The following is a 14,232-nucleotide window of genomic DNA, read 5'->3' as shown; positions in this document are numbered from 1 at the left end:
GTTTCAGTTTGTTACCCAGTGTCTGTGAGTCGCCCTACAAGCGGCGATGGTTGAGCACCGGGAAGTCCCGGCGCAGCCTTTCAGTTAATTCAATGTCCAGATCAGCGACAATGATGCCATCACCGCTTTCCTGCATTGCAACGATACGGCCCCACGGGTCGATGATCATCGAGTGCCCCCAGGTACGACGACCGTTCGGGTGTTGCCCATACTGCGCAGCCGCGACAACCCAGGCAAGATTCTCGACCGCCCGGGCCCGCAGCAGCAATTCCCAGTGCGCCTTGCCGGTCGTTTCAGTGAACGCTGCCGGAATGCTGAACAAACTGGCCCCGGAAGCTGCCATTTGCCGGTACAGCTCGGGAAACCGCAAATCGTAGCAAATACTCAGGCCAACAATGCCGGCCGCGTGCGGCACCGTAACAACGTCATCGCCCGGCGTACAGTAGGCGGACTCCCGGTAGTGTTCATCGCCCGTAGCGATATCGACATCGAACAGGTGCATTTTCCGATAGACCGCGCGGATCGCGCCACTGGCATCCAGCAGCATACTGGCACCAAAACAGCGGCCCTCGTCGCTGACCAGCGGCAGGCTGCCTGCGACCAGCGCCATGCCGTAGCGCTTGGCAGCACCGCTCAGAAAAGCCTGAATGGGCCCGCCACCCTCGACCTCGGCAATCGCCAGCTTGTCCTGATCGTGCTGGCCGAAGAACGCAAAATTTTCCGGCAGGAAGGCCATCGTGCAACCTGCTTGCGCCGCTTCAGCCAACAAGCGATCGCATGTACCGAGATTCGTTGCCACGTCGTCGCCACTGCACAGCTGCACTGCCGCGACCCGCTGCGTTTCAACGCTGTTATTGGCGGCCATTCGGCAGACAGGCGGCCAGCTTGCTCGCTTCGGCGAATCGCGCGGCATTCGTTGAGTCCACTTCCGGCTCGGCCCAGCTACCGTCTATGGCGTAGTAGACCTGCCCCATTTCCTGCAACGGCTTCTTGAAGATTTGCGAGAAAATCAACAACGCCGCGGCAACCTGCGGCCCGGCGACAACGGCGCCCACCACCGGCAGTGTGTTGCCAACATTCGCGCTGACGATTGCAGCCTGTGTGTAGTCCTGTTCAAAAAGGCCAGCACGTCCGACGATGCCGATATCGGCGGCAGGGCCTTTCAACGACAGATCGCAGGTGAACGCATCGCCTTCATCTAGATTGAACGTGCCGGTGATTTCATCAAACAGAAACCCCTTGTCCAGCACATCGCGAAAATCCAGTGCAAGGCGACGCGGCAAAGCGACTACACTCATCAGGCCGAACATACGGCCTGCACCGGGCTCAACCTCGTCCAGTCGCCCTGTGCCGAGTCGTACTGTTACCGCGCCGTCGAGGCCGCTGACGAAGTCCTGACGAGGCCCGCCGCTCCAGCTGACGTCAAACGCGATTTCCATGTCATCACCGTCGATACCCGGCTGTGAGTTCAGACGCTGCATGGTCGCGGCAATGTCCGTGCTCTTCATTGTTGCGCGCACCCAGGTACGTTGCCCACTGGGCTCGCTGGTATCGACCACCCAGCCCGCTGAACCGTCTATGACGAAACTCGGATCCTCGGTGTGTATTCGTTCGGCGGTCAGTCCGTCCGACGTGCGCACGAACTCAGCGTCGATTTTACCGAGGTAGCGATCACCAAACGCAAACTCCTCTGCGCGTATCGATAACGCCGGAACCGCCCGCGGATCCGTCGCAATCCCGGCTTCAGCATCGTCACCTTCGCCCCCTGGCATTATCAGGCGCTGCATATCCAGCGTGAGTACGCGGTCCGAGGAGAAACTGTAGGGAATGTTGACCGTACCGACAGCTTGCGGACCGTCGATCTTGACTATCCAGTCCGTACCGCTGCGATCCAGTTCAATCCGGTGTTTGGCAAACTGCTGACCCAGAACGTGCAGCGCCTCCACTTCCACGTTGGCCGCTCGGATTCGATCAGCAATGCCCGTCCCGCCGGCGGCATCACGACCGATCGCAAGCCAGTCGTGCAGCCTGAACTCCGGCGTCGAACCAATGATGTGCAGACCGCGCGTCTCCGCCTCACCCGCTTCGACACCTCCGGCCGCCAGAACACCACGGTTGAAATCCCAACCCATCTCATTCCTGATAAAGGCGAGCGTCCATTGCAAATCGTCGCCAAGACTACCGGCTGACTCAATGCGAGTTGCGGTCAGAAAGTCGATGGAGAACGACAGTGCGCGCGCGACATTTCGTTTCTTCATCAGCGGCGCCGGCAATTCTATCGACATGCCATCAAGATCCGACCTCACGTCAATTTGCAACGGGCTGGGGACATCGCTGTCGGAACGTGGAAATCGAATACTGCCGTGATAGTTGGTCGTGCCGTCTATAACCCGCGCCAGCGCCTCTCCGAATGCGGCACTCAAGCCACTGCTGGTTGCACGGCCGTCGACTTCTGCCACGACACTGTAGCCCGGCAGATCGTCACCCGCTTTCTGCAAATCGATCGTGATCGGTTCGCCAAGAAAATGTCCGAACAGGGATTCAGCTGCAATGTCATCCCGGGAAATACTAACCACGCCGTTGAGCCCGGTTACGGGAGGTTCGAAACCACCAATGCGCAGTGTCCCGTCACTGCTGCGCACCCGGGTTGTAAATGTGTAGTCGTCGCGGCGGAGAATCGGGTAGCTCAAATTGAGCGTAAATGACGCATCTCCAGAGACACTGACTCGCTGCAAATGACCGCCAAAGATTCTTGAGATGGGACTGCGTTGTGCGAACTGTCGTATGGAACCCAAAGTACCTGTCGATACCGCATCGATAGTCAGTACCGGATCACGCAAGTCCGCGATCTCGATACGTGCATCCACGACGGAATTGCCTGCGTTCACGGCCGTATTGTTTTCCGAATACAGTCGCGTCCGATCAACGACCAGGTTGAGGCTTTCGATCTCGGCATCGGGCCACAAGTCGGAATAGCGCAGAGTGGCGTCCTTAAGCTCAGCGTCAACTCTAAAAATACCTTCGCCGTTGTCGAACGGAAATTTGTCGAGAGCGCCGCTGAACCGGGTCGTGCCAATCGGCACGTTGCCGGCGACCAGCGCGCTGCTTAGCCAGCGGTACAGACCCGGCTCTATAAGACCGGCAGGCAAGTAACGGCGTGCCGCCCCAAGGTCCGTAATGCTCCAGCGACTCTCCAGGTCGAGCACCGGCGAACTGCCATCGGCAGGTAAGCTCAGTTGCACGCTGCTGCGACTGGATATGTCGGCGTTACGCAATTGAATACTGTCCGACAGCACGATGATCCCGCGGCTGTTACGGCGCCAGATCACAGTACCCTCGGCATTGTTGAGGGCAACCTTGTTCTGCAGCCAGCGAGAGAGATCAAGCTGCATATCTGAGGAATTAATTTCCAGTCGCCCACCGGAGCGGTTCGCCCGCAGGCTACCGGTAAAGCCACTCATTCCCGGCCATCGTTCGGTTGCCAGAATACTGCCATTGCTTAATTCCAGAGCCACGTCGTAGCGCAACGACTCTGCGTGTATATCCGCGAGGCTCAGCGTCAGATTGGCTATCTCGCCACTCGGGTTGTACTGACGAAACCGGGCCGCATAGGATTCAGGCGCCCAGGGCAGCAACTCGGCAAGGTCGTCGAGATTGAGATAACTCGCTCCTGCTGACAATGAACTCAGCGTACCGTCGATGTCATTGCCACCTTGCACATTGAATGACGTGGCGGGCCAGCTGCCTCGCTCGCTGCGCAATTGAAAGTCATTCGCCACCAGCATCCAGCCGGCGTCATCACGCTGGTACTCGAGCCGACCCGCTCCACCCAGCGGCACGGCCGTCCCGGCTGATTGCATATCCCGAATATCGAAATCGATAACCGCATTGCGGGGCGTATCGTCCACCTGCTCCACAGAGAAACTGACGTCGGCTGTGCCACTGCTTACTGTTGGCGCGGTGACGGGCAGAAACGGCGACCATCCAGCCAGATTGAGGCCCCGCGTATCAACGCTGTAGTTCCAGATCATGGGCGCATCAGCAACGCTGGTGTAACCGCTGATGCGGGCACTCAAACGATTTCCCAGATTGGCCGGCAATTCCAGCACCGTATCGATATCAATACGTTCCGGCATTCTCGTCATGCGCAAACTGCCGACGATGAAATTGACGGTTTGCCCGTTGCCCGGGTGCGTGTAACTGACGTCAAAATCTTCAGCGATTATGGTGACGTTACCGTCGCTGCGTTCGCTGGCAAAGCGCGACGCCAGAGTGTCCAACGCAATATTCTGTACGCGCCATTTGCCGTCTTCGTCTTTGTGCACGTCCACGGACGAATCACGCACGAGCACCCGGTCGACTACAAGACGTCGGTCACGTACAAGCCGCATTAACTCCACGCCTATACTGACTTCGTCAGCAGCGAACCTGCCACCCTCTTCTCCGGGCAACAACAACTCAGCATTGTAGAAATTCAGTTCCGGCCCACTGAAACGCCAGCGCGCGTTCATACCGCTGAACTCGACCTGCATGCCGATAGCGGCGTTCGCCCAGCTTTTTATTTCGTCCTGGTATTCCGGCAACCGTGGCAAAAACAGCCTGAACAGGCCAACCGCCACGGCCAGCAGAATGACGACCGCCGCGGCGAGGTACGCCAGAACTTTCAGCAGTCGACTGAATAATTGCTTCATGGAACGATCGGCATCCGCCTAGATAAGCACAACATCAAACTGGTCCTGCAGGTACAGCGATTCGGGTTGAAGTCGGACAGACTTGCCGGTCTGACGTTCAATCTCCGCGAGGCCACCCGCTTCTTCATCCAGCAATAATTCGATCACGTCCTGATGTGCCAGCACGAGAATTTCATCAAACGTGAATTGTCGATGCTGGCGGATGATTTCCCGGAAAATGTCGAAACACACAGTGTCAGCCGTTTTTACGAATCCCCGACCGCTGCAACTTGGACACTCCTCGCACAGTATATGCTGCAAACTCTCGCGCGTTCGTTTGCGGGTCATCTCGACCAGGCCGAGCGGCGACACCGGCGTCATCTGGTGACGCGCGTGATCGCTCGCCATTGCCTCTTCCAGTGCTTCCAGCACCCGGTTGCGGTGATCGGCCACTTCCATGTCTATGAAATCTATGATGATTATACCGCCCAGGTTACGTAGCCGCAGTTGCCGGGCAATTGCCACCGCTGCCTCCAGGTTGGTGCGGAAGATCGTTTCTTCCAGATTGCGATGACCCACGTAGCCACCCGTATTGACGTCAACCGTCGTCATCGCTTCGGTCTGATCGAAGATCACGTAGCCACCCGATTTCAGTGGAATACTGCGATCCAGTGCTTTGCGAATCTCATCTTCGGTGCCGTGCAGATCGAATATGGGTCGACGCCGTTTGTACAGTTCGAGGCGGGGTTCGACCTCCGGAAGAAAACTGCGTGTGAACTCCTGCAGCTCGAGAAAATCCGGTTCGGAGTCGATCAGAATTCTCTCTACATCCGTACTGACGAGATCGCGCAGAACTCGCATAGGCAATTGCAGGTCTTCGTGCACCAGGCTGCGCACTTTGCTTTCACGACCCTTTTGCTGGACGCTGGTCCAGAGTTTTTGCAGAAAATCGAGATCGGCGCTCAGTGATTCCTCACTGGCACCTTCAGCCGCCGTGCGTGCAATGATCCCGACTTTAGGATCGTCGCCTTGTAACTTTTCGATCAGGCTGCGTAGCCGGGACCGTTCGTTGTCATCTTCGATTCGGGTCGAAATTCCAACGCCGCTGCCGCCGGGCAGCAACACCAGAAATCGTGACGGCAACGTAATGAACGTCGATAACCGCGCCCCTTTGTTGCCCAGTGGATCTTTTACGACCTGAACCAGAACTTCGGCGCCTTCCCGAACCAGTTCGCGAATATCCAGAGCCGACTGCTCCGCTTGCTCGCCATCTGCCAATGCCTTTTTCGCAATATCGGAGGCATGCAGAAAGGCCGTACGCTCAAGCCCGATATCGACGAACGCCGCCTGCATACCGGGCAATACTCGTGACACGCGGCCTTTGTAGATATTGCTGATCAGGCCACGCCGGGTGTCGCGCTCGATATACACCTCCTGCAGAATACCGTTCTCGAGCAAGGCGGCCCGCACTTCGCGCGGCGTCACATTTATGAGAATTTCTTCCTTCGGTGCCTCGTCGGTCAAAGCGCCAACTCCCTGTTTATTGGTTAAGTACTTCCATGCCGGTCGAGCGTAACATTGCTGCCGTCTCAAATACCGGCAATCCCATCACACCGCTGTAACTGCCGCGCAATTCAGCAATGAATACCGCCGCTAAACCCTGCACGGCGTAGCCACCGGCCTTATCCCGTGGTTCGCCCGTTCGCCAATAGGCTTCCGCTTCCGTCCGGCCTATGTCGCGAAAGCGAACCTGGCTGCAACTCAAAGCGATTTGTCGATGCTGCCGCGATAACAGGGCGACACCGGTCATGACCTCGTGTGTGCGGCCGGATAAGGCCATCAGCATAGCTACCGCTTCGCTTTTGTCGCGCGGCTTGCCAAACACCGTGCCATCCAGAACGACGACAGTGTCTGCACCCAGCACAACTGACTCAGGTCGCGATCGCAATGCGGCGCTCGCCTTGTCGCCTGCCAACCGCACGACCAGCTCTTCGGCTGGTTCACCCGGTTGTTCCTGCTCGTCCAGATCTTCGCCCGAGTAAGTGAACTGCAAACCCAGCGAAGCAAGTATTTCACGGCGTCGTGGCGACGCCGACGCAAGATGCAGTGCTAATGTCGTCATGGTGATATCGGCGTCAGGCGCGGTGATAAGGATGGTTATCCAACACAGTGCACGCCCGATAGAGTTGTTCGGCGCACACGACTCTTGCAAGACCGTGCGGCAATGTCAGTCGTGATAGCGACCAGCTGAAGTCGGCGCGCGCCATGCAGTGTTCGTCTAGGCCATCGGGACCGCCGATGACGAAGCAGACATCACGACCATCCGATTGCCAGTCATTGATGGAGGACGCCAGCTCAGTGCTGCTAAGTTGTGTACCGCGTTCATCCAGCATCACGACACGTTCGCCGCTGGCAATTTTTCCCAGGATTTTTTCACACTCTTCGCTGCGTGCACCCGCGCTGTCGCCGTGTTTGCGACGGCGACTTGTCGCTATCGTCTGCAACGTAAATTTCCAATGACGCGGTAATCGGCCCGCATAATCTTTGAACGCGGTATCGACCCAGGCCGGCTGGCGATCACCTACCGCGATCAGTCGAATATGCATGCATCAGGTTCCATGAGCCAAACGCTCAGCCAAGTGGCGAACGCAGGTTGACAGGATGAGTACAGCAGACGCCCGCCACCTGAACGCTTTGGCGCGCCGGGCTTACGAAACTGGCAACGCTGCCGAGTGGATTGACCGGCCTGCAAGCCGCCCCGTAGCACGGACACTCAGGCGTCTTTGGCTACCGAATCGGAGCGGGGGCTCAGCGACCAGAGCTTCTCGATGTTAATGAATTCGCGGACACGCGGCAGCATGACATGCACAAGGATGTCATTCAGGTCCAGCAAGACCCACTCGCCACCTTCTTCGCCTTCGACTCCCATCGGTCGATGGCCTGCTTCGCGCGACCGATCAGCCACGTTGTCAGCCAGCGCTTTGATGTGCCGGTTGGAGGTACCGCTCGCGACCACCATGTAATCAGTCACCGATGTCATCTTGCGTACATCGAGGACGACTATGTCATTCGCCTTAACCTCTTCAAGCGCGGCTATTACGAGTTCACTGAGTTTCTTGCTATTCATCTGACTTGCCGTAGTCCATCGTGTTCCATCCCGTCAATTACTGTACTTCGTCTGTATCTGGTTTGCGGTAACAACCGCTTTGTTCAATGACTGCACGCACAGCGTCTGGCATCAGAAACCGAGGATCCCGGCCTGCCGCTATCAACTCGCGAATTTCCGTCGAAGATATTTCGAGTTGTGTGACATCGTGTATGTAGATGTGACCCGAGCGCGCCTGGTGCAGGTCACCGATTCTGTGAGTACCGCGATCCGCCAGCAGCGAGCCCAGCGGGCCCATGTCCGGCGCGCGCCAGCCCGGCCGGTGCGCAACAACGATATGCGCCAACTGCAGGATCTCCCGCCATTGATACCACTTGGTCAGGTTCAAAAACGCATCCATACCGATAATCAAGGCCAGCGGCCGCAACGGAAACTCCGCTCGCAACGCCGAGAGCGTGTCCACCGAATAGGACGGGCCATCGCGCAACAGTTCTCGATCATCAACCACAAAACCGGCCTGACCTTCAGTCGCGGCCCGCACCATGGCAAGACGCAGCTCAGCATCAGCGAACGGCTGACCGCGGTGTGGCGGATTGCCGCACGGCATGAAGCGCACCTCATCAAAGCGGAGTGCCTGCAACATCTCAAACGCGGTACGCAAGTGACCGAAATGTATCGGGTCAAAGGTCCCGCCAAAAACTCCCATCGGGCTCAACGTGCCCCTCCCTGCCAGTCGTTACAAATGTTAATCACGCCGCACGCACTCGATCGCCAGCAAGCACCAACACAATTTCGATCGCCTGCTGCCAGGGATCCCCTGAGCGCTGACCCTTGGCTGACGCGTCAGCGTTGCGTAACGCCTGCATCAGCCGATAAAACACAGACCGCGAGTGCCGGCTGATGCAGGCACGAACCAGTCCCTGGCGGTTCTGCCAAACACCACTTTTCTGCATGGCCTGTCCCAGTTCAGTGCCACCCGCGACACTGTCCGCAATGCGTGCGAGTGCTCGCACTTCGCGGGTCAGCGCCCACATAACGATGACCGCCTCGACGCCCTCTGCGCGCACGCCACCGAGTATGCGCAATGCACGTTGCACATCACCTGAGACCGCAGCATCAACCAGCTTGTACACGTCGTAGCGACTGCTGTCAGCGACAGCACGCTGCACCTGTTCGGCAGTGACCGCGCCTTCACCCAGCAACAGGCGAAGTTTCTCAACTTCTTGTTGCGCCGCAAGCAGGTTGCCCTCTACCCGGTCAGCGATTAGCCGGACCGCATCGCGCTCCGGTTGCAGGCCAACCGTTTTCATTCGTGCACTGATCCATGCTGGCAATTCGCGGCGGTCCACTGGCCAGACAGCCACATGGCCGCCCGCGCCCATCAGCGCTTTGACCCACTTCGCAGACGTCGCATTGCGATCAAGCTTTGGCCCGCTGACGATCAACAACAAATCATCGGCCAGTTGCTCAGTCAGAGTGGCAATGACCTGCGACCCTTCGCGACCGGGCTTTCCGGTCGGCAGGCGCAGCTCGACAATGCGCTTTTCCGAGAACAGGGACAGGTTGCCGCCCGCCGCGCCCAGTTCCTTCCAGTCAAAGCCCGGCGTTGCAACGTACAGATCACGGGTCGTGTAGCCCGCGGCACGTGCGCTCGCGCGTATGTTGTCCAATGCTTCCTGCACGAGCAAAGGCTCGTCACCGGTAACCAGATAGCAGGGCAACAGGGATTTTTGAAGCTGGGACTTAAGCTGGTTCGCCGGTATTTTCACACAAGACAGCGCAAGGAAAATTCACGCCAGATGATACCCGGCAATGAGCACGCCAACCAGTCACGACGCCATTCAGGCAAGGTCATACTGCTCAAGGGCCACGGCTTCGTTTTCCAGCAGCACGGGGATACCGTCCTGAATCGGGTATAGGGTTTTGCCGTCGTCAGTGACGAGGGCCTCCTTCAACGGCCCTGTAACGAGCGCGCCGTCCCGGTTCTTGAGCGAACCGTCCTGAATGCGGGTATTCACCGCTTTCAGCAAGTCCGCCCGGGCCAGCGCCAGTTCACGGTGAGTCACCGGGCAGCAAAGGATTGACAGCAGTTTCTTGTCCATAATGTCCATTTCGGCCGCTTGCGGCCTATATTGTTATGTTATACCATTTTACTTGACCAGCTGGCGACAAGCCGGCGCCAAATGATCACCGCAGCCATGCCGCAGCCCGCCCAACCGCAAAGCCGACCTGCCGACCTCGACCGCATCGCTGTGGTCCTGTCCGGCCTGTGCCTGTTGCACTGCCTGGCGTTGCCGCTGTTTATTGCGTTGATGCCGTTCGTGGCTGAGTTTGCCGAGAGCCACTGGCACACGCCGATGCTCGCCATCGCACTGCCGGTCAGCACGACGGCCATTGTCATCGGATACCGCCGGCACGGCAACCGTGCATTGGTCGCCGCGGGCGTCATTGGCCTGATTCTGCTGCTGGTGGGTGCCACCGTAGCGCACGACCAATGGGGCGCGATGGCCGACCGCGTGTTCACGGTTACCGGTTCCTTGCTGCTGGCAACGGTTCATTGGCAAAACAGTCGGCTGTTGCGCCGCACGCCAACCCGCATTGACATCGCCCTGGCGAAGAACTGAGTCCGTCAGCTCTGTAGTGCCCGTTGCACGTCCTCGTGCCCCGCTTGTGCGGCTACCGCCAGCAACCTTGGCAAGTCTTCCGGCCGCGGCCGAAACCGGGCATTCCGGTGCAGGCACTGCACCGTTACCTTCAGCGCGATAGCGTGCTGCCCTGCGTCCAGCAAGCGCGGCAACAATTCCCGTGCGTAGTGCAACGGCACATCCGGCAGACTCCAACCGAGCATCGTGTTGAAGAACGCGAGCTCCACCAACAACGGCTCATAAGACGAGTCCGCGAACTCCTGCAAGTGTGCGAAGCCGCCGTCGAGATTGCCGCGACTAAGCAGCCCGTAAGCATGGCCCAGTACTTTTTGCTGCTGCTTCTGATCAAGCGCCGCCTGACGAGCCGGAGTCGTCGGCAATGGCACCGCAATGTCCGTTTCAGCAGCAATGTCGATCTGTGCTAACAACAAACCACAAACGTTCGCCACCACCAGCAGCCAGTACAACGCGAGCAACAGGTTCCAGTAACCGCCATCGTCCAGGGCGACAAACGAACGCAGACTGAGCACAGCGATCAGCAGTAACGGCGCCAGCCACAAGCAATCCGGTAGCAGACGATGCAATAACCTGACGAGTGCCACGGGGTTCACGCTTTGCACAGGAGAATCAGTGAGCGCCAGCAGCGAAAACTGCAGTGGCAGCAATACCGCCACCAACGGCACCACCAACCACCAGGCAGCCAGCGGCGAGATCCGGTCTACTGCCAGGAACAGGGACAGCCAGCCAATAATCAGCAGCGCAGCAAACAGCCGGCGCGGTTGGCTGAACAGCAGAAAGTGTTCCGTCGCAACGACTGGTATAGACCGATGCAGGGCGCGCTCCTCGATCAACGCCAGCAGGTACCGCAACAGCGCTGGCAGCAGGATGCCAGCGATAAAAAGCGCACCGAGCAAGCCGAGCAGAAACGTACCCGCCTCGCTGGAGTCAAAAAGCTGAATTAACGCGATGCCGAAACAGCCCAGCGCCCAGAACAACAACATCGTCAGCAACAACGGTACCGAGCTGGCCGGCTCCAGCAAGGCGCGCAGCAGTCGGGCGGGATTCATTGCGACTCCCGATCGGTGCGGCTGTCGTCGGGAACGGGGTCATAACCCGAACCACCCCACGGGTGACAACGGCCTATGCGACGCAGAACCAGCAGGCTCCCCCGAAACGCACCGTGACGTTGCAATGCAACACGGGCGTATTCAGAACACGTGGGTTGATAGCGACAATTGGCGCCGAGGAGGGGTGATACAACAACACGGTACAACCACACCAGTCCCAGCAACTGGAGACTGAGTAGTCGGCTGACGCGGCCCGCGCTCATGTCGCCGCTACGGCGTCCTGCGCGTAATGACGAATGGCGGTCAGCATAGCGGCAAGACCATTGCTGCGGGTAGGGCTCAGGTGTTGCTCAAGTCCCAGCGCCTGCACGAAGTCAGCCGACGATTGCAAAATTTCTGTGGCCAGCTTATCGCTGTATATGCGTAACAACAAGGCGATCAGGCCGGAAACGATGGCGGCATCGCTGATCGCACGAAAGCGCATGCGCCCGGCATGCTCCTCTGCGACAAACCACACTTGCGACTGACAGCCACGAATCTTGTTCGCGTCGGTTTTTTCTTCCGCCGCAAGATCCGGTAATCGCTTGCCGAGATCGATCAGGTATTGATAACGATCCATCCAGTTGTCGAAAAAGCCGAACTCGTCGATGACTTCCTGCTGTGCCGTCTGAACTTCATTCATTGGCTTCAATCACTCCGGCGCCAGCGGGTTGCGCCGGCACCGTCTTCTATACTGATGCCGGCCGCCGTCAATTTGTCGCGGATACCATCAGCCGCCGCGAAATCCCGCGCCGCCCGAGCCTCATCGCGTTGCCGCAACAAGCCTTCTATGTCAGCCGCCGACAATTCGCCGGCGTCATCACCAGCAAACCATGCTTCCGGATCCGCATTGATTATCCCGGTCAACTCACCGCACGCGTACAACTGTGCGGCCAACGCCGTCCGGTCTTCATTGCCAGTTGTTTTGTTCAGGGTGCGAGCGATGTTAAACATTTCGGCAAACGCTTTAGGCGTATTGAGGTCGTCCTCCAGCGCGGCTATAACCTCGGCTGCAGGCTCGGCCGATGCGCGTTGCTCGGCTGGCACCTCGATACCGCGCAACGCGCCGTACAGGCGATCCAGCATACGGCGCGCGCCGGCGACTGTGTCGTCTGACCAGTCCAGCGGCTGCCGGTAGTGTGCACTGAGCAATGCCAGCCGAATGACCTCGCCAGGAATAGTCTCGATCATGTTGTGCACGAGCAGCACGTTGCCGAGCGATTTCGACATCTTGGTACTGTCGAGACTCAGGAACCCGTTGTGCAACCAATAGCGCGCGAACGGCTCGCCGTTGTGTGCGCAGGTGCTCTGTGCCAATTCGTTTTCGTGGTGCGGGAAGACAAGATCCTGCCCGCCGCCGTGGATATCGATCGTGCGACCAAGGTGTTTTTCCGACATCGCCGAGCATTCGATGTGCCAACCCGGCCGACCCTTGCCCCACGGCGAATCCCAGCCGGGCAAATCCGCCGTTGACGGTTTCCACAATACAAAGTCGTGGGCGGCACGCTTGTACGGCGCTACCTCGACCCGGGCACCCGCAATCATTTCACGCAGATCACGCCGTGACAGCTGTCCGTAGTTCTCGCAGGTTCCCACGTCGAACAAGACATGACCGTCCGCAACATAGGCGTTGCCGGCGGCAATCAGTGTTTCGATCATCGCCACCATCTCGCCGATATGCTCCGTCGCCCGCGGCTCTATATCCGGCGCTTGCACGCCGAGCGCGCCCATGTCGTCGTTGTAGGCCTTGATGTAGCGTTCGGTTATGGCACTGATCGGCTTGCCAGCTTCACTCGCGGCTGCATTGATTTTGTCATCAACGTCGGTAATGTTGCGCGCGAAGGTCAGCGCGTAACTCCGCCGCAGCAAGCGTGCCAGCAGGTCGAACACGACGGCCGGCCGCGCGTTACCGATGTGCGCGTAGTTGTAGACCGTCGGCCCACACAGGTACATCGTTACCTTGCCCGGCTCGAGCGGCGTGAACGGAACTTTCTTGCCCTGCAGGGTATCGTGCAATTGAAGGGTCATGCGGGTCGGTGGTCCTTTGTAATCAATGCTGTGCGCTGCCATTGGCGGACGGCAATGATAACAACATCATCTGGCCGCGGCTGCACCGGGTTCGCCATCGCCGCCGCAGGGTCGCGGATTGGTGCGAATACCGTATAATCACCCGCCCGGCGCCACCCGGACAGACGCATATTCAGGAGTAACAATGTCTTATCGACCCATCGCCTTCGCGGGACGCAGCAGTATCGAACAAGTCGAGGAAGGTACCGACCTCGCGCCGAAGTTCGACGATCGCGGCCTGATCACGGCAGTGACCACGGATGCCGACAGCGGCGAATTGCTCATGCAGGGGTACATGAATGCTGAAGCGCTGATGCTGACCATCCGCACAGGCGAGGCGCATTACTACAGCCGCAGTCGTCAGGTTTTGTGGCACAAGGGTGCAACCAGTGGCCTGACACAGAAAGTGGCTGAATTGCTGATTGACGACGATCAGGACTGTATCTGGTTACGTGTGAACGTAGCCGGTGGCGCGAGCTGCCATGTTGGCTACCGTTCGTGCTTTTACAGGCGCGTGCCGGTTGGTGACGAAGTGGCCGCAGACAACGACAATGTCGCGCTGCAGTTTACCGATACCGAAAAAGTGTTCGACCCGGAAGAAGTCTACGGCGATGCGCCCAATCCAACGATACTCTGAA

At 58.6% G+C, this 14,232-nt stretch carries 15 protein-coding genes; 2 read left to right on the top strand and 13 right to left on the bottom strand.

Translation table 11 applies throughout. From position 1 onward, the window contains the following. Positions 1 to 34: 34 nt before the first annotated feature. The 9 genes from AC0L8N_RS14025 to AC0L8N_RS13985 all read right to left on the bottom strand — a co-directional run bounded on the left by AC0L8N_RS14025 (position 35) and on the right by AC0L8N_RS13985 (position 9,878). Positions 35 to 865 (bottom strand): carbon-nitrogen hydrolase family protein, encoded by an 831-nt coding sequence (locus AC0L8N_RS14025; protein WP_473668290.1) that lies wholly within the window; start codon positions 863 to 865, stop codon positions 35 to 37. After that, positions 852 to 4,691, bottom strand: a complete 3,840-nt coding sequence (locus tag AC0L8N_RS14020) for a YhdP family protein (RefSeq protein ID WP_473668289.1) — start codon at positions 4,689 to 4,691, stop codon at positions 852 to 854. Before AC0L8N_RS14020 ends, AC0L8N_RS14025 begins: the two co-directional genes overlap by 14 nt. A gap of 18 nt (positions 4,692 to 4,709) precedes the next feature. After that, complete coding sequence (gene rng / locus AC0L8N_RS14015) at positions 4,710 to 6,194, bottom strand: ribonuclease G (protein ID WP_473668288.1); 1,485 nt, start codon at positions 6,192 to 6,194, stop codon at positions 4,710 to 4,712. A gap of 16 nt (positions 6,195 to 6,210) precedes the next feature. After that, positions 6,211 to 6,792 carry a Maf family protein gene (locus tag AC0L8N_RS14010; protein WP_473668287.1) on the bottom strand — a complete coding sequence of 194 codons (582 nt, stop codon included), beginning with the start codon at positions 6,790 to 6,792 and terminating at the stop codon, positions 6,211 to 6,213. 13 nt (positions 6,793 to 6,805) lie between these two features. Continuing rightward, positions 6,806 to 7,276, bottom strand: a complete 471-nt coding sequence (gene rlmH / locus AC0L8N_RS14005) for a 23S rRNA (pseudouridine(1915)-N(3))-methyltransferase RlmH (protein WP_473668286.1) — start codon at positions 7,274 to 7,276, stop codon at positions 6,806 to 6,808. 167 nt (positions 7,277 to 7,443) lie between these two features. Beyond that, positions 7,444 to 7,797: a ribosome silencing factor gene (gene rsfS / locus AC0L8N_RS14000; protein ID WP_473668285.1), complete on the bottom strand. Its 354-nt coding sequence runs from the start codon at positions 7,795 to 7,797 to the stop codon at positions 7,444 to 7,446. Positions 7,798 to 7,834: 37 nt separating this feature from the next. Then, complete coding sequence (gene nadD, locus AC0L8N_RS13995; protein ID WP_473670165.1) at positions 7,835 to 8,482, bottom strand: nicotinate-nucleotide adenylyltransferase; 648 nt, start codon at positions 8,480 to 8,482, stop codon at positions 7,835 to 7,837. 43 nt (positions 8,483 to 8,525) lie between these two features. Then, positions 8,526 to 9,497, bottom strand: coding sequence for a DNA polymerase III subunit delta (gene holA / locus AC0L8N_RS13990; RefSeq protein WP_473668284.1), 972 nt, complete (start codon positions 9,495 to 9,497; stop codon positions 8,526 to 8,528). Between the two features lie 120 nt (positions 9,498 to 9,617). Then, positions 9,618 to 9,878, bottom strand: a complete 261-nt coding sequence (locus tag AC0L8N_RS13985) for a Trm112 family protein (protein WP_473668283.1) — start codon at positions 9,876 to 9,878, stop codon at positions 9,618 to 9,620. A gap of 81 nt (positions 9,879 to 9,959) precedes the next feature. On the opposite strand from AC0L8N_RS13985, the gene AC0L8N_RS13980 reads away from it, so the two are divergent. Continuing rightward, complete coding sequence (locus AC0L8N_RS13980; RefSeq protein WP_473668282.1) at positions 9,960 to 10,400, top strand: MerC domain-containing protein; 441 nt, start codon at positions 9,960 to 9,962, stop codon at positions 10,398 to 10,400. A gap of 5 nt (positions 10,401 to 10,405) precedes the next feature. On the opposite strand, the gene AC0L8N_RS13975 is transcribed toward AC0L8N_RS13980, so the two are convergent. The 4 genes from AC0L8N_RS13975 to cysS are packed head-to-tail and all read right to left on the bottom strand — an operon-like array spanning position 10,406 to position 13,555. After that, a complete protein-coding gene (locus AC0L8N_RS13975; protein ID WP_473668281.1) occupies positions 10,406 to 11,488 on the bottom strand; it encodes a hypothetical protein in 1,083 nt (360 codons plus the stop codon). After that, entirely contained in the window at positions 11,485 to 11,751 is a 267-nt protein-coding gene (gene yidD, locus AC0L8N_RS13970; protein ID WP_473668280.1) for a membrane protein insertion efficiency factor YidD, read from the bottom strand. The genes AC0L8N_RS13975 and yidD overlap by 4 nt, the downstream gene beginning before the upstream one ends. Next, entirely contained in the window at positions 11,748 to 12,170 is a 423-nt protein-coding gene (locus AC0L8N_RS13965; RefSeq protein ID WP_473668279.1) for a SufE family protein, read from the bottom strand. The genes yidD and AC0L8N_RS13965 overlap by 4 nt, the downstream gene beginning before the upstream one ends. A 5-nt stretch (positions 12,171 to 12,175) precedes the next feature. Next, complete coding sequence (gene cysS, locus AC0L8N_RS13960) at positions 12,176 to 13,555, bottom strand: cysteine--tRNA ligase (RefSeq protein WP_473668278.1); 1,380 nt, start codon at positions 13,553 to 13,555, stop codon at positions 12,176 to 12,178. Positions 13,556 to 13,739: 184 nt separating this feature from the next. Here cysS and hisI point away from each other — a divergent pair, with 184 nt between their 5' ends. Beyond that, complete coding sequence (hisI, locus tag AC0L8N_RS13955; RefSeq protein ID WP_473668277.1) at positions 13,740 to 14,231, top strand: phosphoribosyl-AMP cyclohydrolase; 492 nt, start codon at positions 13,740 to 13,742, stop codon at positions 14,229 to 14,231. The last annotated feature ends 1 nt before the right edge of the window (position 14,232 follow it).

It is taken from the genome of Woeseia sp. D3-10 (genome assembly GCF_055809415.1).
Note: the sequence above shows the minus strand (reverse complement) of the source record. Positions and strands in the feature narration are given on the sequence as shown.